Raw genomic sequence first — 20,614 nt, forward strand, 5'->3', positions numbered from 1 at the left:
GCGAACTGTATCGGGCACTCCAAGCCGACCTAAACCGACAACCAGAGGCTCTTGACGCTGCATAGGAGCATCCACACGCTGCCCTATCCGCTGGGGGCCACTCATGCCTCCAACCTGAAATGTTTATGCCGAAAACATCACTTACTCAAGACTTTTTGGACCGCATGGCGTGACCAGCAGTTGCCCGACGGCACGGTCATCTGGACATCGCCGAGCGGGCACACCTACACCACCCATCCGGGCAGTCGTCTGCTGTTTCCAAGCCTGTGCTTGCCGACCGGCGCATTACCTGCGCTGCGACGAACTCGCGAGCAAGACCGCGCCCGCCGCATCCACGCCGAACGCGCACTCAACGACGCGCACGCCGCCGAACACAACCAACCACCCCCTTCTAACGGCGCCTCCTGTGCGGCTTGCGGCGCGGCCCGCGCCGGCCGGGCCGATCTTCTGATTCGTCTTTGGCCTGGTCAGCGCGCCATTGAATAGGAACGGCCGACAAAGGTTGAACTAGACCGTTAGAGTTGGTGCGACAAGTTGGAAGGAGCCCACACGTGATCAGAGTGTCGTTGACCAAAATGGCTGTCGCGGTTGGCGGCCTGGCATTGTCGTTGACCGCTGGAGCCGGGGTCGCGTCCGCAGATCCCGCTCTGGATCCGATCGTCAACACGACCTGCAGTTACCAGCAAGCGGTGGCCGCGCTCAACGCGGAGAATCCGGGCGCTGCCGCAGACTTCAATGCTTCGCCGATGGCGCAGTCCGCGTTGCGCCAGTTCCTCGCCGCGCCGCCCAGCCAACGCCAGCAGATGGCCCTGCAGATTCAGGGTTCGCCATACTTCGGCGTCATCCAACAGGTCGCCGCCACCTGCAACAACTACTGAGCCGCCTTGTTCAACCCTTCGGCGGCCAGCACCGCTGCGCGGGCCCATTCGCCATTGGCCACAGCCGGCGCGATCTGATCTCGGCGGATCTGCTCGACCTCGACGACGGTTAGGTTGGTGCCACCGGTCATAGCAGTCGGCACGCGAAACGCGAAACTTCTGGTCCCGGTGGCGATGGCCAGCAATGCGTCCGTATTGCCAAATCCGTTGGCGGCCATGGTGCCTTCAGCCCACCTGAACGGGGTGACGCCGCCGAAGTCGTTGACGTACGCCACCCATAAGTGGATGTTGCGCTGGTTGTACAGATTCAACAGGGCTCGGTTTACTGCGGCCAGGCCCGGAGCGCCCAATACTCCCGATTGGTCGGTCACGTACTTGGCCAGTTGGATCGATGGCCCCGGTGGGGCAGGGGCGCTGCTGCTCGGTTGCGTTGGTGCGGCGGCGCTGCTGCTCGGCTGCGTTGGTGCGGTGGTGGCGCCGCTGCTCGGCTGATTCGGATGGCGGTGCAGCAGCTGTAAACCGACAACCACGCCGACGGCGACCACCACGACCGTGGCGATAGCGGATATCAACAGCGCGGGCCGCAGCAGCCGGCGGCCTTCCTTCGTCGACGCGGACGCCGCGGGGGCACGCGACGTCGCGGCCATGGCAGCGGCGGCGTCAACCGTATCCACGGCGGCATCGCTCGGTCGGCCGGAGAGCGCCGCGGCGAAATCCGAACAGCTCGGGTATCGGTCGTTGCGCTCCTTCGCGAGCACCTTGGCGATAACGGGGTCGAGGTCGGCTAACTCCGGACGTCGCTCGCCGATCTTGGGCGGCGGCGCCGAAAGGTGCTGTGTGATAACGACCGCTGGGTTGGAGTTCTGATACGGCGCTGACCCCGCCAACAGGTGAAATGCCGTGCACCCCAGCGCGTATTGATCGGCTCGCCCGTCGAGGTCTTGACCCATGAGTTGTTCGGGCGCGGAATACGCGGTGGTGCCGACCACCATGTTGGTCGCCGTCAGACCGCTGATGTCGCCGAGCTGGCGAGCGATTCCGAAGTCGGCCAGCAGAACTCGTCGCTTCCGTGGGTCGGCATCGGTGAGCAAGATATTGGCGGGCTTGACGTCCCGATGCAGCAGTCCGCGCAGATGCGCGTAGTCCAGCGCGTCGGCGACCGCGGTGATGATGTCGAATACCTCGGTTTCCGGCATCCCCGACGGGTAACGGCTGCGCAGCAGCTCAGCCGCGTCTGTTCCCTCCACATAGTCCATCGACAGCCACAATTGGCCCTCGAACTCGCCGCGGTCGTGGATGCCGACAATGTGCGGATGCCACAACTCGGCGGCTACATCCGCCTCGCGGTTAAAGCGTTCCCGATACTCGTGATCCGCGGTCAGAGCGGCAGGCAGAACCTTGAGGGCGTCACGGCGAGGCAGCCGCGGGTGCTGCGCCAGATAGACCTCACCCATCCCCCCGGACCCCAACAGCCGCACGATGGTGTACCCGGCAAAGAGGTCTCCCTCGGTTAGCGGCATGCGAGCATGCTAGCTAAACGCGTGCCCGCAGCGTCTGCAATGCCCTGTCGGCGTGGGCGTCCATGCTGATTTCGCTGGAGATCACGTCGAGCACTTTGCGGTCGGTGTCGATGACGAAGGTCGTGCGCTTGACCGGGATCAATTTGCCCAACAGGCCGCGCTTGACGCCGAACTGTTTGGCGACGGTGCCATCACTGTCGGATAGCAGCGGATAGTCGAAGCCATGCGTGTCGGCGAACTTGCCCTGCTTTTCAACGGGATCGACGCTGATGCCGACTCGGTTGGCCCCGACGGCGGCGAATTCGCCGGCCAAATCGCGAAAGTGGCAGGCTTCCTTGGTACACCCCGCTGTCATCGCCGCCGGATAGAAGAAGAGCACCACAGGCCCGTCGGAAAGCAAATCGCTCAGTTTGCGTGGCGCTCCGGTCTGGTCGGGAAGCTCGAAGTCCGCCACGGTGTCACCGGTTTTCATGGCCGTTAGGCTACGCCCACTCGAAGCCGCCGGTCGCCGAGTCGTCTGGGAAGATAGTCGCATGAAAAGCGAGCTCGCCGCCGCGACCACCACGCGGGAGGATTTCCGCGCGCTGGCCGCCGAGCATCGCGTGGTTCCGGTGACCCGCAAGGTTTTGGCCGATGCCGAGACACCTCTGTCGGCCTACCGCAAATTGGCCGCCAACCGCCCGGGCACCTTCCTGCTGGAATCGGCCGAGAACGGCCGGTCATGGTCGCGGTGGTCATTCATCGGCGCCGGTGCGCCGTCGGCCTTGACGGTCCGCGACGGCGAGGCCGTGTGGCTCGGTGCAGTGCCCCAGGACGCTCCCACCGGCGGGGACCCGCTGCAGGCTCTACGCTCCACGTTGGATTTGCTGGCCACCGCTGCGCTGCCGGGGCTGCCGCCGCTGTCGGGCGGCATGGTGGGCTTCTTCGCCTACGACCTGGTGCGGCGGCTCGAGCGGCTGCCCGAACTGGTCGTCGACGACCTCAATTTGCCGGACATGCTGCTGCTGCTCGCCACCGACGTCGCCGCCGTCGACCACCACGAGGGCACCATCACGTTGATCGCCAACGCGGTGAACTGGAACGGCACCGACGAACGGGTCGATGAGGCGTACGACGACGCCATCGCCCGGCTGGACGTGATGACCGCGGCGCTGGGTCAGCCGCTGCCGTCGACGGTCGCCACGTTCACCAGACCCGAGCCGCGCCCCCGCGCCCAGCGCACCTTCGAGGAATACGGCGCGATCGTCGAGCGGCTGGTTCGTGAAATCGAATGCGGCGAGGCGTTTCAGGTGGTGCCGTCGCAGCGCTTCGAAATGGACACCGATGTCGAGCCGATCGACGTGTACCGGATGCTGCGCGTGTCCAACCCGAGTCCGTATATGTATCTGCTTCATGTTCCGAATGATGAAGGCGGCACGGCATTTTCGATCGCGGGATCGAGCCCCGAAGCGCTGGTTACCGTGCAGGATCGATGGGCGACAACGCATCCGATCGCCGGAACCAAATGGCGGGGGCGCACCGAAGAAGAGGACCAGCTGCTGGAAAAGGAGCTACTGGCCGACGAGAAGGAACGCGCCGAACACTTGATGCTGGTCGACTTGGGCCGTAATGACTTGGGCCGAGTCTGCGTGCCGGGCAGTGTTCGCGTCGAGGATTACAGCCACATCGAGCGCTACAGCCATGTCATGCACATGGTGTCAACGGTGACCGGCATGCTCGCCGAAGGCCGCACCGCCCTGGACGCCGTGACGGCGTGCTTTCCGGCCGGGACGCTGTCCGGCGCACCCAAGGTGCGTGCCATGGAGCTGATCGAAGAGGTGGAAAAGACGCGGCGTGGCCTCTACGGCGGTGTGGTCGGCTACCTCGACTTCGCCGGCAACGCGGATTTCGCGATCGCGATTCGCACCGCGTTGCTCCGCGACGGCACCGCCTACGTGCAGGCCGGCGGCGGCGTGGTGGCGGACTCCAATGGCCCTTACGAGCACAAGGAGGCGGCGAACAAGGCGCGTGCCGTGCTCAACGCCATCGCCGCTGCGGAGACGCTGACCAGCCCGGACGCCCGCGGCAATGGCTGAGCGTCGGGGCCAGGTCCGGCTGGGTCAAATACTGCTGGTGGCTGCCGCGGCCGGATTGTGGGCGTCATCGCGCCTGCCCTGGGTCGTCGTCCAGTCATTTGACGGGCTCGGCCCGCCGAAAGCCGTCACGCTGACCGGCGCGGTGTGGTCGTCGGCCCTGCTCCCGCTGGCGCTGTTGCTACTGGCCACGGCCATCGCGGCCCTGGCTGTGCGGGGATGGACGCTGCGGATGCTCGCGGTACTGGGGGCAGTGGCGAGCCTGGCGATCGGGTACCTAGCGATCAGCATCTGGGTGGTCCCCGACGTGGCCGTGCGCGGCGCCGATCTCGTGCATGTGCCGGTGCTTTCGTTGGTCGGCAGCGAGCGGCGATACGTGGGTCCTGCGATCACGCTGCTGGCCGCGGTGTGCACGCTGGCGGGCGCCGTGCTCTTGATGCGGGCGGCGACGTCGTCGCGCGGCGCAACCACGAAATACATCACACCGGCAGCCCGGCGGTCACTCGCGCGGCGGGACGACGGAGTATCGAGTGAGGAGATGTCGGAGCGAACGATTTGGGACGCACTCGATGAAGGCCGGGATCCCACAGAAGACCCCACCGATCAACCGCGATCGGAGTCCGACACCGAGGGTCGGTGACGGAGTGCGCGTCGGCGCTCGCTACCCTTCGATGGACGTCGTCAATATTGACGGTCACTGCGGGGTCAAAAAGGGGAAGGACCGACAGGCATGAGTTCGGCAACCGTGCTCGACTCCATCATCGAAGGAGTACGCGCCGACGTTGCCGCCCGCGAAGCCGTCAGGAGCCTGTCCGAGATCAAAGCGGCCGCCGAGGCGATGCCGCCGCCGCTCGATGTGCTCGCCGCGCTGCGCGAGCCCGGCATCGCCGTCATCGCGGAGGTGAAGCGCGCCAGCCCGTCGGCGGGTCAACTCGCGTCCATCTCCGACCCGGCGAAATTGGCGCGCGCCTATGAAGACGGCGGCGCGCGGATCATCAGCGTGGTGACCGAGGAGCGGCGCTTTCAGGGCAGCTTGGACGACCTCGACGCGGTGCGTACGGCCGTGTCGGTGCCGGTGCTGCGCAAAGACTTTGTGGTGGGGCCGTATCAAATTCATGAGGCGCGCGCGCACGGTGCCGACATGCTGCTGCTGATCGTGGCGGCGCTGGATCAGTCCGCGCTGGTGTCGATGTTGGAACGCATCGAGTCGCTGGGCATGACGGCCTTGGTCGAGGTGCATACCGAGGAAGAAGCCGACCGGGCACTCAAGGCCGGCGCTCGGGTGATCGGCGTCAACGCCCGCGACCTGATGACACTGAAAGTTGACCGGGACTGCTTCGCGCGCATCGCGCCCGGCTTGCCCTCCAACGTGATCAGGATCGCCGAATCCGGGGTGCGTGGCACCGCCGATCTGCTGGCTTATGCCGGGGCGGGGGCAGACGCGGTGCTGGTGGGCGAGGGCCTGGTCACCAGCGGCGATCCGCGTGCGGCCGTTGCGGATTTGGTTACTGCGGGTAGGCATCCGTCTTGTCCGAAGCCGGCCCGCTAGCCCGACGACGATGCAGTGGGGACCCCGTGAAGCTGGGGACGCGTAAGTGGTTGAACCCGATGAGCCGCGTACGCGTTGAGCGTTCGTGATGGCAGAGATTTCGCGCCCGGAACTGCCGCGTTCCAGCGCGGCGATCGCCGAGCCGACTCGCCACGACCCTGACGGGCGTGGTCATTTCGGTGTGTACGGCGGCCGGTATGTCGCCGAGGCGCTGATGGCGGTCATCGAGGAGGTCACCGCCGCCTACGAAAAAGCGCGTACCGACCAGGATTTCCTGGACACCCTCGATAAGTTGCAGGTGCACTACACCGGCAGGCCATCCCCGTTGTATGAGGCCACTCGGCTCTCCGAGCACGCCGGGGGCGCGCGGATATTTCTCAAGCGAGAAGACTTGAACCACACCGGTTCTCACAAGATCAACAACGTGCTCGGTCAGGCCCTGCTGGCCCGGCGGATGGGCAAGACCCGGGTGATCGCCGAAACCGGCGCCGGTCAGCACGGGGTGGCCACCGCCACCGCATGTGCGCTGCTGGGCTTGGACTGCGTCATCTACATGGGGGCGGTCGACACCGCGCGCCAAGCCCTCAATGTGGCGCGAATGCGGCTGCTGGGCGCCGAGGTTGTGTCGGTCGACTCTGGCTCGCAGACCCTCAAAGACGCTATCAATGAGGCATTCCGCGACTGGGTCACCAACGCCGACACGACCTACTACTGTTTCGGCACCGCCGCAGGGCCACACCCGTTCCCAACGATGGTACGTGACTTTCAGCGGGTCATCGGCCTCGAGACACGCGTGCAGATCCAGGATCAGGCCGGCCGACTGCCCGACGTCGTCACGGCGTGCGTCGGCGGCGGATCCAACGCGATCGGGATATTCCATGCGTTCCTCGACGACCCGGGCGTCCGGCTGGTCGGATTCGAGGCTGCCGGTGACGGTGTTGAGACCGGCCGCCACGCAGCGACGTTCACCGGCGGGTCGCCGGGGGCCTTTCAGGGATCGTTCTCTTATCTGCTGCAAGACGATGACGGCCAGACCATCGAATCGCATTCGATCTCTGCCGGTCTGGATTACCCGGGAGTGGGCCCAGAACATGCGTTGCTCAAGGAGACCGGACGCGCCGAATACCATCCCATCACCGACAGCCAGGCGATGGACGCGTTTCGTCTGCTGTGCCGCACAGAGGGGATCATCCCGGCTCTCGAGTCCGCACATGCGGTGGCCGGCGCGGTCAAACTGGGCGTCGAGATGGGTCGCGGGACGATCATCGTGGTGAATATGTCCGGCCGCGGTGACAAGGACGTGGAAGTGGCGGCAAAGTGGTTCGGGCTGCTTGATCCCGGGAGCGGATCGTGACCGTCAAGCAAAGCGAAACAAGCAGTCTGACAGCGCTTTTCGGTTCATGTCGATCCGACAACCGTGCGGCGCTGATCGGATACCTGCCGACCGGATACCCTGACGTGCCGACGTCGGTCGATGCCATGACTGCGCTGATCGAATCCGGTTGCGATCTCATCGAGGTCGGCGTGCCCTATTCGGACCCGGGCATGGATGGCCCCACGATCGCGCGGGCTTCGGAGGCCGCTCTCCGCGGGGGTGTGCGAGTCCGGGACACATTGACCGCCGTCGAGGCGATCAGCAGGGCAGGCGGTCGTGCGGTCGTGATGACATACTGGAATCCTGTGTTGCGCTACGGGGTTGACGCATTCGCGCGCGACCTTGCCTCGGCCGGCGGACATGGTTTGATCACTCCGGACCTCATTCCCGATGAGGCTGACGACTGGTTTGCGGCGTCCGACGAGCACCAGTTGGATCGCATCTTTCTGGTCGCGCCCTCGTCGACACCTCAGCGGTTGGCGGCGACCGTTGATGCGTCGCGAGGATTTGTGTATGCGGCGTCGATCATGGGTGTGACCGGTGCCCGTGATGCGGTGTCGCAGGCCGCGCCGGAGTTGGTCGGCCGGGTGAGAGCCATCTCTGACATCCCCGTCGGCGTCGGCCTGGGTGTGCGATCACGCGAACAGGCGGCTCAGATCGCCGGCTACGCCGACGGCGTCATCGTCGGCTCGGCACTGGTGTCCGCGCTGGCTGAAGGCATGACCACGTTACGCTCGTTGACCGAAGAACTTGCGACCGGTGTGCGCCAAGGGGTTTCGCGGCTATGACGACGACTGTGCTCGCTTATTTCCCCAGCCCGCCGCGCGGAGTGTGGCACCTGGGACCGGTTCCCATCCGCGCCTATGCGTTGTTCATCATCATCGGCATTGTGGTGGCGCTGCTGATCGGTGATCGGCGCTGGGAGGCCCGCGGCGGTGAGCGGGGAGTGATCTATGACGTCGCGCTGTGGGCCGTGCCTTTCGGGCTGATCGGTGGCCGGCTGTATCACCTCGTCACCGATTGGCGGACGTATTTCGGTGAGGGCGGCGCCGGGCTGGGGGCGGCGCTGCGGATCTGGGACGGGGGCTTGGGAATCTGGGGTGCGGTCGCCCTGGGCGGAGTGGGCGCGTGGATTGCCTGTCAGCGCAGGGGAATTCCGCTTCCCGCTTTCGGGGATGCGATAGCGCCAGGTATCGTTCTCGCGCAGGCGATCGGCCGGTTGGGGAATTACTTCAACCAAGAGCTCTTCGGCCGGGAAACCACGCTGCCGTGGGGTCTGGAAATATTCTACCGGCGCGACCCGGCCGGATTCGTGGACGTGCATTCGCTGGACGGCGTGTCGACTGGACAGCTTGCCATGGTCGTGCAGCCGACGTTCCTTTACGAATTGCTCTGGAATGTGCTGGTTTTCGTCGCACTGATCTATCTGGACCGGCGTTTCACGATCGGGCATGGCCGGCTGTTTGCGCTGTACGTCGCGGGCTACTGCTTGGGGCGCTTCTGCATCGAACTGCTGCGCGACGACGCCGCCACGCATATCGCCGGGATTCGGATCAACTCGTTCACCGCGACGTTCGTCTTCATCGGGGCGGTGGTGTATCTGATGCTGGCCCCGAAGGGCCGCGAGGATCCGGCCACACTTGGCGGCGCAGTGGCCGAGGAACCCATACCGGAGCCGACCGAGGAGATGGTGACGGTTTCTGCGCCGTCCGCTGCTGCCGCAGCCGCCGAAGAGCCTGAAGCGACGGCAGTGGTGAGGGAAGCCGAGGCGGCAGAAGCCGACGCGCCGGAGGCCGAGGTGGCCGTGACGTCTGAGGAAGAGCCGGAGGCTGAGGAACCGGAGGCCGGAGAGGCAGAGGCCGCCGAGCCGGAGGTCGAAGAAGCGGAGCCCGCCGAGCTCGAGCCTGAAAAACCGGAGACTGAGCAACCGGAGGCGGGAGAGCCGTCGTCGCAGGCCGAGGAACCGGAATCGCAGGCTGAAGAGCTGCGGGAGGCTGAAGAGCCGAGCAGCTCGACGGCGGCGCGCTGGAGGTCGCGGCTGCGCAGGCTGAATCCCAGGTCGCGGCAATAGGCACCGCGGCGCCCCGCCGGCTGGCATCCTGAAAGACGTGACCGATCGCCGCCGGCTCTATGGTGCGCTTGGTGCTGGCGCATTACTGGCGGGCGCGCTCGGGTACATCGACCTGGTCGACCCGCACAACCCGGATTCGGTGTTCCCCGTCTGCCCATTCCGGCTACTGACCGGCTGGAACTGCCCCTTCTGCGGAGCCCTGCGAATGACGCATGACGTGCTGCACGCCAATCTGGCCGCTGCCATCACGGACAACGTGTTCGTACTCGTCGGCATCCCGCTGTTGGCCGGATGGATCCTGCTGCGGCGCCAGCGAGGGAAAATGCCGTTACCGATGTCTGCGGTAGTGGCCGTCGTGGTCGTCACGCTGGCGTGGACCGTGGTGCGCAACCTGCCCGGGTTCCCGTTGGTTCCGACTCTATTAACCGGTTAGCCCAGCCAGCGCGACTATGCTGTTTCGTCGTGACGAGGCGCGGAAAGATCGTCTGTACTCTCGGCCCGGCCACCAACACCGACGAGTCGGTCAGAGCGCTGGTCGAGGCCGGAATGGACGTCGCGCGAATGAACTTCAGCCACGGTGACTACGCCGATCACAAAGCCGCGTACGAACGCGTGCGCGCCGCCTCGGATGCCACCGGGCGTGCGGTCGGCCTGCTGGCCGACCTGCAAGGCCCCAAGATCAGGCTGGGGCGCTTCGCCGGGGGCCCGACATACTGGGCCAACGGTGAAACCGTGCGGATAACGGTGGCGCCCTGCGAGGGCAGTCACGATCGGGTATCGACGACCTACAAACAGCTGGCCAAGGACGCGGTGCCCGGTGACCGCGTTCTGGTCGACGACGGCAACGTCGGCCTGGTCGTCGAGGACATCGACGGCGACGACGTGGTGTGCACCGTCACTGAAGGCGGTCCGGTCAGCAACAACAAAGGGATGTCGCTGCCGGGCATGAGCGTGTCGGTTCCTGCCTTGTCGGAGAAGGACGTTCAGGATCTCGAGTTCGCGCTCGACTTGGGTGTGGACATGGTGGCGCTCTCGTTCGTGCGTTCACCATCCGATGTCGAGCTGGTCCACGAAGTGATGGATCGGGTCGGACGCAGGGTGCCGGTGATCGCCAAACTCGAGAAGCCGGAAGCCATCGACAATTTGGAAGCCGTCGTGCTGGCCTTCGACGCCGTGATGGTCGCCCGCGGCGATCTGGGCGTCGAACTTCCGCTGGAAGAGGTTCCGCTGGTGCAGAAACGGGCCATCCAAATGGCCCGGGAGAACGCGAAACCCGTCATCGTCGCGACCCAGATGCTCGATTCGATGATCGAGAACTCACGCCCGACTCGCGCCGAGGCCTCCGATGTCGCCAACGCCGTGCTCGACGGCGCCGACGCGCTGATGCTTTCGGGGGAGACGGCTGTGGGCAGACATCCGATGGCCGCGGTGCAGACGATGTCGCGAATCATTTGTGCGGTGGAGGAGAACTCGACCGCTGCCCCGCCGTTGACCCATGTCCCTCGCACCAAACGCGGGGTGATCTCCTACGCCGCTCGCGACATCGGCGAGCGACTGGACGCCAAGGCGTTGGTTGCGTTCACCCAATCCGGCGACACCGTACGGCGACTGGCCCGCCTGCACACACCATTGCCGTTGCTCGCGTTCACCGACCTGCCCGAGGTACGCAGCCAACTCGCCATGACCTGGGGCACCGAGACGTTCATCGTGCCGCACATGCAGTCCACCGACGGCATGATCCGCCAGGTCGACAAATCGCTGTTGGAACTCGGACGCTACAAACGTGGTGATCTCGTCGTCATCGTCGCCGGCGCACCACCGGGCACCGTCGGGTCAACGAACTTGATCCATGTGCACCGCATCGGCGAAGAAGACGTCTGACGCAGGTGTCCGACTTCGACGAGTTAATGGCGGTGCTCGATCTGCATCACCTGGGCGACGACCTCTTCATCGGATCCCATCCCAGCAAGAACCCGCCTCGCACGTTCGGCGGGCTGATGATGGCACAGTCATTTGTGGCGGGCAGTCGCACGCTGACCCGTGACCTGCCGCCCAACGCGTTGTCCGTGCATTTCATCAATGGCGGTGACACCGCAAAGGACATCGAATTCCGGGTCGTGCGGTTGCGCGACGAGCGTCGCTTCGCAAACCGGCGCATCGAGGTGATGCAGGACGGGACCCTGCTGGCCACGGCGATGATCTCGTACCTGGCCGGCGGTCGCGGCCTTGAGCACAACGTCGAACCACCCGATGTCGCCGACCCGGACACCTTGCCGTCGGTCAAGGAGCTACTGCGTGGCTACGAGGACACCGTCCCGTTGTTCGTCAACGCACTGCAACCGATCGAATGGCGTTACACCAACGACCCGTCCTGGGTGATGCGGGACAAGGGCGGGCGGCTCGACTACAACCGGGTCTGGGTCAAGGCCGACGGCACAATGCCCGACGATCCGGTGCTACACACCGCAACGATGCTGTACTGCTCCGACACCACGGTGCTGGACTCGATCATCACCACCCATGGACTGTCCTGGGGGTTCGACCGCATCTTCGCGGCGACCGTCAACCATTCGGTGTGGTTTCACCGCCAGGTCGATTTCGACGACTGGGTGCTGTATTCGACGTCGTCGCCGGTGGCAGCGGATTCCCGAGGACTGGGCACCGGGTATTTCTTCAACCGCGCCGGCCAGCCGGTGGCCACCGTGGTGCAAGAAGGCGTCGTCAAATATTTCCCCGGATCACGGCCCTAGCCCGACGGGTTCATGTGAGCAACGATTCGGTTTCAACGCGCACGGCGCCGCTACAGCAAACCAGCAGCAAGGCGTAACCTTCGCGGTGATTGGGTAGACGCACGGAGGTGGGTGTGAGTCGCTCTTCGATCGGAGTTGCACCCAGAGCTCGAGCAAGCGAGCGCGTCGTCGTTCACGTCAATTCGCCGGTGGCGCGTTGGATCGGTGCTTTGGGTGTATTCAGCGCTGCCTGCTGGCTGATCGCGGTGATCGCCCGCGGCCATGACCATGCGGGCTGGCACGCCACGGGCCGGCTGGAGTGGTCGTTGACCGTGCTGGCCGCGGTGGCACTGATCGCGCGCGGCATCTTCCTGGGCCGCCCGGTCACCGCCAGGCATGCCATTGCCGCCGCCGCCGTGCTGTTCGCGGGAATCGGCGCGCATGTGCTGTCCTTCGACCTCCTCGGCGACGTCCTGATCGCCGGGTCGGGCCTGGCGCTGATGTGGCCGACGTCGGCACGTCCGCAACCGGGCGACTTGTCCCGGGTGTGGACGCTGGTGAACGCCACCAGCGGCGATGCGCTGGCGCCTTTTGCCATGCAGGCGGGCAAGTGCTACCACTTCAGCGCCGACGGCAGCGCGGCAATCGCCTACCGGACACGTATCGGCTATGCCGTGGTCAGCGCCGACCCGATCGGCGACGAGACACAATTTCCGCAGCTAATCGCCGACTTCGCCGCCGTCTGTCATGCCCGCGGCTGGCGCATCGTGGTGCTGGCCTGCAGCGAGCGGCGGCTTCACCTCTGGACCGATCCGGCGGTGGTGGGCCAATCCTTGCGGCCGATACCGATCGGCCGGGATGTCGTCATCGATGTCGCCAATTTCGAGATGGTCGGTCGTAAATTCCGCAATCTGCGTCAGGCGGCCAAACGCGCCCACAACTTCGGCATCACGACCGAGATCGTTTCCGAGCAGGAGCTCGACGACGAGCTGCTGGCCGAGCTGACCGAAGTGCTACGGGCATCGCCCAGCGGGGCTCACACCGACCGCGGCTTCTGCATGAGCCTGGACGGCGTGCTGGAGGGCCGGTATCCGGGAATACAGCTGATCATTGCCAGGGACAAATCCGGGCGGGTGCAGGGCTTTCACCGGTATGCGACGGCCGGTGGCGGCAGCGATATCACGCTAGATGTGCCGTGGCGCCGCCGCGGTGCGCCCAACGGTATCGACGAACGCCTCAGTGTCGACATGATCAATGCCGCCAAAGAGGCTGGGGCACAACGCGTATCGTTGGCATTCGCCGCTTTCCCGGAGATCTTCGACGAAAAGCACCGTGGCCGGATGCAGAGCGTCTTCTACCGGCTCATCCATTTCTTGGATCCGTTCATCGCACTGGAATCGCTATATCGGTACCTGCGCAAGTTCCACTCACCGGACGAGCGGCGCTACGCGTTGGTGAAGCTGACGCAGGTGCTGCCCTTGATGTACGTGTTGTTGTCGCTGGAGTTCATGCCGCGCCGGCGACGCATGCCGGGCTGATCGCTACGGCACCGACGAAGGCGTCAGCGTGACGCTCAGCCGGTCTTGGACGTTTTCGCGGAACTGCTCCGCGCACTGCTGCTGCTTGGTGCGGTCCGATTGGGCTTTCTGCATGCAGTCGATGTAGTCGCCGCCGCCCGCGTCCTTCCACAGCGCGATCCCGATCGCAAGGAACGCCAAGCCGACGATGAGCGCCAACGCGCCCAGCACGATGCCGGCGATCGCGACCGGGCCGTTGTCGGCCTCGCCGTGCTTGACGCGTCGCCACGCGACGAGCCCGATGACCGCCGCGATCGGCCCGAGGACGATGCCGCCGACTACCGAAACCAGCGCGACAACCGCCAGCACCAGCGACGCGATGCCCAGCCCATTCTTGGGGGCGAACGGCGGTGGCGGATAACCGGAGTGGGGCTGCGGATATGGATAGCCGCCGGGATACTGCGATCCCTGCGACGGTGGGCCCGACGATTCGGTCATGGCTCGCTTTCCGCTGGGCGGCATGGACGATCCTCAGACAGGGTACCCGCCGGCGCCGATGCGCAGTTCAGGGCAGCTAACGCCGTCGGGCAGGTGATGAGTGGCCACCACAACCGTCCGTTCTTCGCCGATCAGCCCACCGCGGGGGTCCAGCAGGCTGCGCAGGATGGGTTCGGCGTCAGCCGCATCGAGGTGTTCGGTGGGTTCGTCGAGCAGGAGGATCCGCGCGGGCGAGATGAGTGCCCGCGCCAGCAGCAGCCGTCTGCGCTGGCCCGCCGATAACGCCTGTGCACCGGTGGACAACACGGTGGCCAGGCCATCGGGCAGACCGGCCAGCCACCGTCGCAGCCCGACTCGGCACATCGCATCCGTCAGTTGGTCATCGGAGCGGTCGCCGCGGACAACCAGCAGGTTGTCCCGGACGGTGGTCGCGAAGATGTGCGCGTCTTCGGCGAAAAAGCTTACCGCCCGGCGTAATTCGCCTTCGTCGTAAACCCTCAACGGCGCGCCGTCGAGCATGACTTCGCCGTGCACGGGCGGCAGCAGACCGGCAAGCTTCATCAGCAGCGTGGTCTTACCTGATCCGCTGGGCCCGGTAACCGCCAGCCGGGCGCCCGGCGGCAGGTCAATATCGCTGGCGCGCAGGCGGCCGGTTGGGGCCTGACGCCGCGGTCGCAATGATCGAGTCGGTTCAGGCGGCTGGTCGGGCGTGAGGTCGCGCAAACGCCGCGCCGCCAACCGCGATCGTGTCAACTGGATGGCCGCGGCCGGTAGCTGAGTCGTGGCTTCGAACGCCGAGAGCGGCAACAACATCAGGACGGCCAGAGTGGTGGGCGCGACCACAGCTGCCAGCGTGATCGCCGACACCACGGCGCCCAGCACGCTGACTCCCATCGCCGCGGTCGGCATGGCCTCGGCGAACGCTGCCGGTCGCGCGGCGGCGTCGGCGGCGTCGCCCCAATCACGTTGCCGGCGTTGCGACTCGGCGATGACATCGGCCAAGGTACCGCTGACTCGCAGCTCCGGGGCGTGCTCCAGTGCGAGCACTGCCGACACATTGCGGGCGGAATGGTGTTGGCGGGCAACCACTTCGTGGGCGAGGGCGGCCTTGGCAGCCAGCCACGGCGCGACGACTCCGGCGACGAGCAGGCACAATGCCAGTACCGCGCCGGCGGTCAGTGAGATGAGGGCGATGACGACTGTCGCCGCAACCGCCAGCACGAGCGCAACGCCAGCGGGAAGCAGGGTGCGAACCAGCACATCGGCCAGCTGATCGACATCAGCGCCGACGCGCGCGACCAGCTCGCCGCTGTGCAGTCGCGCGGCGACATCCGGCGGACCGTTCGCGAGGCGGCAATAGATCTGCGCGCGTGCGGTGCAGGCGGCGCGCAGCGCGGTGTCGTGGCTGGCCAGCCGTTCGCAATAGTGCAGCACGCCACGGGAAATCGCGAACGTGCGCACCGCCACCACGGCGATCGACAGATCCAGTACCGGCGGCATCTGCCAGGCACGCGTGATCAGCCAGGCCGACACCGCGGCCAACGCGAGCGCGCTGCCCAGCGATAGCACTCCCAGCGCCAGGGCGAGTAGCAAGCGCGGCAGGCGGGGGCGTAACAGTCGCACCGCCGCCACCATCGGATCAGACGCGAGCATGGTGAACCCCAGCCGCTCCGGCCACTTCGACGACGTGATCACCGATCCCGAGGACCTGTTCGCGATGGCCGACGACGACCACCGTCGCGCCGCAACGCGCCCGCTCGACAATGGCTTGCAGCACGCTGGCTTCGGTCGCGGTGTCCAGGTGCGCGGTGGGCTCGTCGAGCAGCAGCACTGCCGCCGACGATCCGAGTGCGCGAGCCAACCCGAGGCGTTGCCGCTGGCCCAGCGACAGCCCGACGCCGCCGCGGCCGATGACCGTCCGCATCCCGTCGGGCAGCTCGGCCAATACGGCGTCGAACCCCGATGCGGCGCAGGCGGTTTCAACGTCGGGCAAAACGCCGAACAGCGCGAGGTTCTCGGCGACGGTTCCGGGGATGAGCACCGGACGCTGCGGCAGCCAGGACACCTGGCGCCACCACCCGGTCGGCTCGAGATCGGCGATGTCGACCCCGGCCACGGCCACGCGGCCGGTGGTGGCCGCGGTGATGCCGGCGATCACTTGCAGCGTGGTGCTTTTCCCCGCGCCGTTCGGGCCCGTGAACACCGTCACCTGGCCCGGCTCGATCACCGCGCTGAGATCGTGCGGCGAGGGTCCGTCGCGACCGTCGACGCTCAGCCCCTCGAGAACGATCATGGCCCCGTGCGCCCGGACCGTCCGGGATCCCGGCGCTACCACACCGCCGTCCTCGATCAGCTCGAACGCTTTGTCGGCGGCGGCCCGGCCGTCTTGCGCGGCATGGAATTCGACGCCGATGCGGCGCAGCGGCCAGTACACGTCCGGGGCCAGTAGCAACACCGTCAAACCTGTAGTCAGACTGATTTCGCCGAACACCAGGCGCAGGCCGATGCTGACCGCTACCACGGCGACCCCCAGCGTGGCAAGCAACTCCAGCACCAATGCCGACAGGAACGCGATCCGCAGAGTCGCCATCGCCGAGCGCCGGTGCGCCGCACCGAGTTCGGCGATGCGGTGTTCAGGGCCGGCCGCGCGGCCCAGCGCCCGTAGTGTCGGGATGCCGGCGATCAGGTCCAACAGCCGGGCCTGCAGGGTGGTCATCGCGGCGAGCGCTGCCGCCGACCGCTCGGCGGTGGCCAAACCGATCAGGACCATGAAGATCGGGATCAGCGGAAGCGTGATCAGCACGATCACCGCCGATTTCAGGTCGTAGACGCCGATGACCACGATGCTGACCGGGGTCAGGATCGCCGCCAGAAGCAATGCCGGCAGGTATGCGGTGAAGTAGGGACGTAGTGCGTCGAGACCGCGGGTCACCACAATGGCGGCGTCGTCGCGCTGGGCCGCAAGCTGCCTGGGTTGGCGGGCGGTGACCGCTGCGAGCACCCGACCGCTGAGGTCGGTGATCACCGCGCTGGCGCCGTGTTGCCCCAGTCGAGCCCTGAGCCACTGCGCGACAGTACGAACCGCCCACAACGCCAGCAGGATCAACAACTCCGGCGCGCACTGGCGCAGGTTGCGTGCCGGCGGGTCGGCGATCACCCGAGCGGCCATGTGCGCCAACACAATCGCGGAGGCGATCGCGCAGCCGGAGATCACCACACCGCAGGCAACGCTAGCTGCGAGGAAGCGGCGTAGCGCTGCCGAGGCCCGCCACAGTCGCGGGTCCAGCGGCGTCCGGCTGGTTTTGCTCGACTGCCCCCGCGACACGTCGACGACGTCCATCTGCCATCTCCCTGGCGACGGGGCTGAATCTACGACGGAGTGTAGTAGACAGTCCTGGGCAGCGCCAGGTCAGGCAGTGCCGGGCCGTTCACCCGCGAGCGCCCTGTCCACGGCCTTCGACGCGCTGCGGATGCCGAACGCCGACGCGATCTCGAACACACCGATCACGACGAGCCAGATGCCGACTACGAGCGCCAAGATCGCAATGGATTCAAACGGCGACGCGAGCATCACAATTCCGGCGAGCAGGCTTATGAGCCCGAGAAAGATTTCCCAACCTCGACCCGGCAGATTGGGAACGCTGATCGCGGAGGTCGCGGTCGCCACACCGCGAAAGATGAAGCCGACGCCGATCCAAATGGCTAACAAGAGGATTGCGGTGAGCGGGTCACTGCCGAAGTGTCGGAAGGCCAGCACCGCCAGAACCAGTGCCGCGGCGCCGCTGATGAACAACAGCACTCGGCCGCCCGCGGAGACATGCAGACTAAACGCGAAGAAGACTTGCGTGATTCCGGTGACCAACAGGTAGGCACCAAAAATGATGGCAGCCACCAGGATCGTCTTCCCCGGCCAGATCAACACCACGATGCCGAGCGCCAGGGCCACAAGACCCGATATCAGTGCGGACTTCCACAGATGCGGCAACAACCTTGGGACAGGGGCCGTTCCAGCGGTAGGTTCCATTGTCGAAGTTTCCCACATACCGTCCATCTGGTGGAAGGTTTGCGGGAAGCGTCAGGCTCTCGCCGTCTGCGGTGCGTTGGCGCGCGTGCTGCCGGACCGGGTTCCGGGTTTGCGGCCGACCAGATACCAGGTGCGCATGATGCCTTTTCCCTTGACCTCGATCTCGCCGCGTTCCTGCAGCACGAAGTTGTTTTTCAGACGTTCGTAAATCGCTTCGGGCACTTGGATCCTGCCCTCGGTGTCGGTGGACTCCATCCGCGACGCGACGTTGACGGCGTCGCCCCACACGTCGTAGAAGAACCGACGCGAGCCCACCACACCGGCGACCACTGGGCCGCTGGCAAGGCCGATCCGTAGCGGAATCGGGCGGCCACGTCGATCCGTCAGGTCGGCCGCGACGGCGGCCATATCCAACGCGAGGTCCGCCAGCGCCTCAACGTGGTCGTGCCGCGGCCACGGCACCCCGCTGACAACCATGTACGAGTCGCCGCTGACTTTGATCTTCTCCAGCCCGTGCTTGTCGACGAGTGCGTCGAATTCGGTATAGAGCCGGTCCAGAAACCGGATCAGCTTATCCGGCGGGGCATCGCTGGCTCGCTCGGTGAAACCGGCGATGTCCGCGAAGAGGACCGAGGCCTCGTCGTACTTGTCGGCGATGACGCTGTGCGCCGGATCTTTGAGCCGCGCGGCGATACTCGCCGGCAGCATGTTCGCCAGTAGGGTCTCGGATCGTTCGTATTCCACTTCCATGACCGCTTCGGCGCGAGCGATCTCGCGCAGCGCGTACCACATCGTCACGACGACCATCGCGCAGGACGAAACCGCCGCAATGACGAAGCCCAGTGACGTGGCCCAGGGCGGCTGCAACCCGGTGTCACGCGGAACCAGGAATTCCAGTGCGATAACCAGTCCGGCCGCGACGGCGGCCAGCGCCGCGGCCAGCCCGACGTGCTCGATCCCGAGCTGCAGCATTACCAGGCAGGCGGTGACGACGAAAAAGAACTGCAAGCCCGACCCGGTGCCGACGTTCCAGGAAATCAGAAAAATCGAGATGTACGCGGCGCCGATAAAAGTCAGCGGCGCAACCAGTTCCCCGAAGCGATGCAGCAGTGGGACCGTTGCGAAGATCACGGCGGCGACGAAGTTGACCAATTGGGTTCGCCACCACAGTTGTTCTCCAGCCAATAACCCGACGACCGCGTAGGTTGCACAGACCGCGACCGCCATCGAGGCATTGATGTTGAGCACCCGGACCCGCCGTGCCATGCGGTCGATGTAGTGCTGAGTGCGGGCACGCGGCGCAACCCGTACTGCCTCGACGCAGCCGGGCTTTCGCGAAGAACCTGCGGCCCGTAGTGCGGCTTGGCCCTTCTTAGCCGCCACGGTGAAAGCCTACAGCGCAGTCGTCAGCCACCCTGACATGCGGTGTTCGGCCAGCGACCCGTTGGGCATGATGTGCTGCACCAGCCGGCCGTCGCGAGTGGCCAGATCGGCGATCATCCGGCGGTGACACCGCCACCACGTCGGCTCCCCGCACATGATCGCGACATTGCGGCTGTCGGCCTCCTGCAGCAGACGCTGGTAAGCCGCGTTGAACCCGGGCGTGCGGGTGTGCGCGGCGTAGTTGGCAAACTGCTGGTTTTCCCACCATTGGTCCTCCGGAGTCGGGTCGGCCGGCGGCTTGCGTCGTCCACCGAGGTCGGGCTCGTGGCGGTAAGCGATCCCCGCCTTGGCCAGCCAGTCGGGCATGACCTCCTTCGACACATCGGGATTGCGACGCGAGCCGGGGAAGCTTCGCACGTCGACCAACACGTCGATGTCATGTTGGCGGAGTGCGTCGCTGAGTTCCCCGGCGGTCTTGGCGCCGTGGCCAATGGTGTAGAGCATGGTGCTGGTGCCCTCGGTCGGATTCGAACTTTATTTCACGGCGTCCTCACACAGTTGAAGCCTGGCCGAGCAGCGAAGAAACGTCGCAACTGTAGGTCACCTCGACGGCTAATCGGCGGTAGCTGCTGCAGTGGCACTCTGCTCATTATCTGTCCTGGCGGTGCCTGGGTCATCCTCTAGAAGCTAACCACGGTGTAGCCGACTACCTAGTTGCCGGAGTCATCCGTGCCGGTGAATCATTCGACCCGGGTTACCAAAAATCAACGCGGGAGCGGGAGGCGTCATACCGTCAACCCTCACGATTTGCTGGCAAGAAGCGGCCCAAGAAACCGGTCAAGTCTTAACGCTGAATTAGTACGTTGCGCCGGCCGCGCAACTGTTAAGCTTCCTGGCTCTCGAAAAGGCTGGACGGCTTCCATCCGGTTCGCCGCCGAACAGCCCAATGAACGCTGGCAGGCCGACTTCACCCACTGGTGGCTCGCCGATGGCACCCA

19 protein-coding genes and 1 pseudogene are annotated in these 20,614 nt (G+C 65.8%); 12 read left to right on the forward strand and 8 right to left on the reverse strand.

The window, feature by feature from the left end; translation table 11 throughout:
- Window positions 1-72 precede the first annotated feature (72 nt).
- Together AWC06_RS18450 and AWC06_RS18455 are read left to right on the forward strand one after the other, a co-directional pair.
- A pseudogene (locus AWC06_RS18450) lies at window positions 73-486 on the forward strand (hypothetical protein); the annotation flags it as partial.
- Window positions 487-554: 68 nt separating this feature from the next.
- On the forward strand, window positions 555-878 hold the full coding sequence (locus AWC06_RS18455) for a hemophore-related protein (protein ID WP_085199483.1): 324 nt from the start codon (window positions 555-557) through the stop codon (window positions 876-878).
- On the opposite strand, the gene AWC06_RS18460 is transcribed toward AWC06_RS18455, so the two are convergent.
- Both AWC06_RS18460 and AWC06_RS18465 read right to left on the reverse strand, forming a co-directional pair.
- A complete protein-coding gene (locus AWC06_RS18460; protein WP_085199469.1) occupies window positions 872-2,398 on the reverse strand; it encodes a serine/threonine-protein kinase in 1,527 nt (508 codons plus the stop codon). The two genes, AWC06_RS18455 and AWC06_RS18460, sit on opposite strands and share 7 nt — an antisense overlap.
- Before the next feature lie 13 nt (window positions 2,399-2,411).
- Window positions 2,412-2,870, reverse strand: coding sequence for a peroxiredoxin (locus tag AWC06_RS18465; RefSeq protein WP_085199470.1), 459 nt, complete (start codon window positions 2,868-2,870; stop codon window positions 2,412-2,414).
- 61 nt (window positions 2,871-2,931) lie between these two features.
- On the opposite strand from AWC06_RS18465, the gene AWC06_RS18470 reads away from it, so the two are divergent.
- The 10 genes from AWC06_RS18470 (at window position 2,932) to AWC06_RS18515 (ending at window position 13,732) form a co-directional block, all read left to right on the forward strand.
- Entirely contained in the window at window positions 2,932-4,473 is a 1,542-nt protein-coding gene (locus tag AWC06_RS18470) for an anthranilate synthase component I (RefSeq protein ID WP_085199471.1), read from the forward strand.
- Window positions 4,466-5,110, forward strand: coding sequence for a TIGR02234 family membrane protein (locus tag AWC06_RS18475; protein ID WP_085199472.1), 645 nt, complete (start codon window positions 4,466-4,468; stop codon window positions 5,108-5,110). Before AWC06_RS18470 ends, AWC06_RS18475 begins: the two co-directional genes overlap by 8 nt.
- Window positions 5,111-5,200: 90 nt before the next feature.
- Window positions 5,201-6,019 carry an indole-3-glycerol phosphate synthase TrpC gene (gene trpC / locus AWC06_RS18480; protein WP_085199473.1) on the forward strand — a complete coding sequence of 273 codons (819 nt, stop codon included), beginning with the start codon at window positions 5,201-5,203 and terminating at the stop codon, window positions 6,017-6,019.
- 88 nt (window positions 6,020-6,107) lie between these two features.
- Entirely contained in the window at window positions 6,108-7,373 is a 1,266-nt protein-coding gene (gene trpB, locus AWC06_RS18485) for a tryptophan synthase subunit beta (RefSeq protein ID WP_085199474.1), read from the forward strand.
- Complete coding sequence (trpA, locus tag AWC06_RS18490) at window positions 7,367-8,182, forward strand: tryptophan synthase subunit alpha (RefSeq protein ID WP_085199475.1); 816 nt, start codon at window positions 7,367-7,369, stop codon at window positions 8,180-8,182. The genes trpB and trpA overlap by 7 nt, the downstream gene beginning before the upstream one ends.
- Complete coding sequence (locus tag AWC06_RS18495) at window positions 8,179-9,465, forward strand: prolipoprotein diacylglyceryl transferase (protein WP_085199476.1); 1,287 nt, start codon at window positions 8,179-8,181, stop codon at window positions 9,463-9,465. The genes trpA and AWC06_RS18495 overlap by 4 nt, the downstream gene beginning before the upstream one ends.
- Before the next feature lie 28 nt (window positions 9,466-9,493).
- Window positions 9,494-9,898 carry a DUF2752 domain-containing protein gene (locus AWC06_RS18500; protein WP_227371197.1) on the forward strand — a complete coding sequence of 135 codons (405 nt, stop codon included), beginning with the start codon at window positions 9,494-9,496 and terminating at the stop codon, window positions 9,896-9,898.
- A gap of 29 nt (window positions 9,899-9,927) precedes the next feature.
- Window positions 9,928-11,346, forward strand: a complete 1,419-nt coding sequence (gene pyk, locus AWC06_RS18505; RefSeq protein WP_085199478.1) for a pyruvate kinase — start codon at window positions 9,928-9,930, stop codon at window positions 11,344-11,346.
- Window positions 11,347-11,372: 26 nt separating this feature from the next.
- The gene (locus AWC06_RS18510) at window positions 11,373-12,215 is read left to right on the forward strand and encodes an acyl-CoA thioesterase II (RefSeq protein ID WP_085199484.1); all 843 of its coding nucleotides are present in this window, start codon (window positions 11,373-11,375) and stop codon (window positions 12,213-12,215) included.
- A gap of 89 nt (window positions 12,216-12,304) precedes the next feature.
- Entirely contained in the window at window positions 12,305-13,732 is a 1,428-nt protein-coding gene (locus AWC06_RS18515) for a bifunctional lysylphosphatidylglycerol flippase/synthetase MprF (RefSeq protein WP_264480497.1), read from the forward strand.
- 3 nt (window positions 13,733-13,735) lie between these two features.
- Here AWC06_RS18515 and AWC06_RS18520 read toward each other — a convergent pair whose 3' ends face one another.
- The 6 genes from AWC06_RS18520 to AWC06_RS18545 all read right to left on the reverse strand — a co-directional run bounded on the left by AWC06_RS18520 (window position 13,736) and on the right by AWC06_RS18545 (window position 20,120).
- On the reverse strand, window positions 13,736-14,209 hold the full coding sequence (locus AWC06_RS18520) for a DUF4190 domain-containing protein (RefSeq protein WP_085199479.1): 474 nt from the start codon (window positions 14,207-14,209) through the stop codon (window positions 13,736-13,738).
- Between the two features lie 33 nt (window positions 14,210-14,242).
- Entirely contained in the window at window positions 14,243-15,862 is a 1,620-nt protein-coding gene (cydC, locus tag AWC06_RS18525; protein ID WP_085199486.1) for a thiol reductant ABC exporter subunit CydC, read from the reverse strand.
- Complete coding sequence (gene cydD / locus AWC06_RS18530; protein WP_085199480.1) at window positions 15,849-17,549, reverse strand: thiol reductant ABC exporter subunit CydD; 1,701 nt, start codon at window positions 17,547-17,549, stop codon at window positions 15,849-15,851. Before cydD ends, cydC begins: the two co-directional genes overlap by 14 nt.
- Before the next feature lie 69 nt (window positions 17,550-17,618).
- Window positions 17,619-18,251, reverse strand: a complete 633-nt coding sequence (locus AWC06_RS18535) for an HdeD family acid-resistance protein (protein WP_085199487.1) — start codon at window positions 18,249-18,251, stop codon at window positions 17,619-17,621.
- 33 nt (window positions 18,252-18,284) lie between these two features.
- Window positions 18,285-19,616: an adenylate/guanylate cyclase domain-containing protein gene (locus tag AWC06_RS18540; RefSeq protein WP_085199481.1), complete on the reverse strand. Its 1,332-nt coding sequence runs from the start codon at window positions 19,614-19,616 to the stop codon at window positions 18,285-18,287.
- 9 nt (window positions 19,617-19,625) lie between these two features.
- A complete protein-coding gene (locus tag AWC06_RS18545) occupies window positions 19,626-20,120 on the reverse strand; it encodes a DUF488 domain-containing protein (protein WP_085199482.1) in 495 nt (164 codons plus the stop codon).
- Window positions 20,121-20,614 lie beyond the last annotated feature (494 nt).

It is taken from the genome of Mycobacterium fragae (genome assembly GCF_002102185.1).
In the GTDB taxonomy this organism is placed as follows: domain Bacteria; phylum Actinomycetota; class Actinomycetes; order Mycobacteriales; family Mycobacteriaceae; genus Mycobacterium; species Mycobacterium fragae.

What these genes read in the sequence shown, in the direction of transcription:
- AWC06_RS18460 (WP_085199469.1), bottom strand. Translation starts at nt 2,398, where the DNA reads ATGCCGCTAACCGAGGGAGACCTCTTTGCCGGGTACACCATCGTGCGG.
- AWC06_RS18465 (WP_085199470.1), bottom strand. Translation starts at nt 2,870, where the DNA reads ATGAAAACCGGTGACACCGTGGCGGACTTCGAGCTTCCCGACCAGACC.
- AWC06_RS18470 (WP_085199471.1), top strand. Translation starts at nt 2,932, where the DNA reads ATGAAAAGCGAGCTCGCCGCCGCGACCACCACGCGGGAGGATTTCCGC.
- AWC06_RS18475 (WP_085199472.1), top strand. Translation starts at nt 4,466, where the DNA reads ATGGCTGAGCGTCGGGGCCAGGTCCGGCTGGGTCAAATACTGCTGGTG.
- trpC (WP_085199473.1), top strand. Translation starts at nt 5,201, where the DNA reads ATGAGTTCGGCAACCGTGCTCGACTCCATCATCGAAGGAGTACGCGCC.
- trpB (WP_085199474.1), top strand. Translation starts at nt 6,108, where the DNA reads ATGGCAGAGATTTCGCGCCCGGAACTGCCGCGTTCCAGCGCGGCGATC.
- AWC06_RS18495 (WP_085199476.1), top strand. Translation starts at nt 8,179, where the DNA reads ATGACGACGACTGTGCTCGCTTATTTCCCCAGCCCGCCGCGCGGAGTG.
- AWC06_RS18510 (WP_085199484.1), top strand. Translation starts at nt 11,373, where the DNA reads ATGGCGGTGCTCGATCTGCATCACCTGGGCGACGACCTCTTCATCGGA.
- AWC06_RS18520 (WP_085199479.1), bottom strand. Translation starts at nt 14,209, where the DNA reads ATGACCGAATCGTCGGGCCCACCGTCGCAGGGATCGCAGTATCCCGGC.
- cydC (WP_085199486.1), bottom strand. Translation starts at nt 15,862, where the DNA reads ATGCTCGCGTCTGATCCGATGGTGGCGGCGGTGCGACTGTTACGCCCC.
- cydD (WP_085199480.1), bottom strand. Translation starts at nt 17,549, where the DNA reads ATGGACGTCGTCGACGTGTCGCGGGGGCAGTCGAGCAAAACCAGCCGG.
- AWC06_RS18535 (WP_085199487.1), bottom strand. Translation starts at nt 18,251, where the DNA reads ATGTGGGAAACTTCGACAATGGAACCTACCGCTGGAACGGCCCCTGTC.
- AWC06_RS18545 (WP_085199482.1), bottom strand. Translation starts at nt 20,120, where the DNA reads ATGCTCTACACCATTGGCCACGGCGCCAAGACCGCCGGGGAACTCAGC.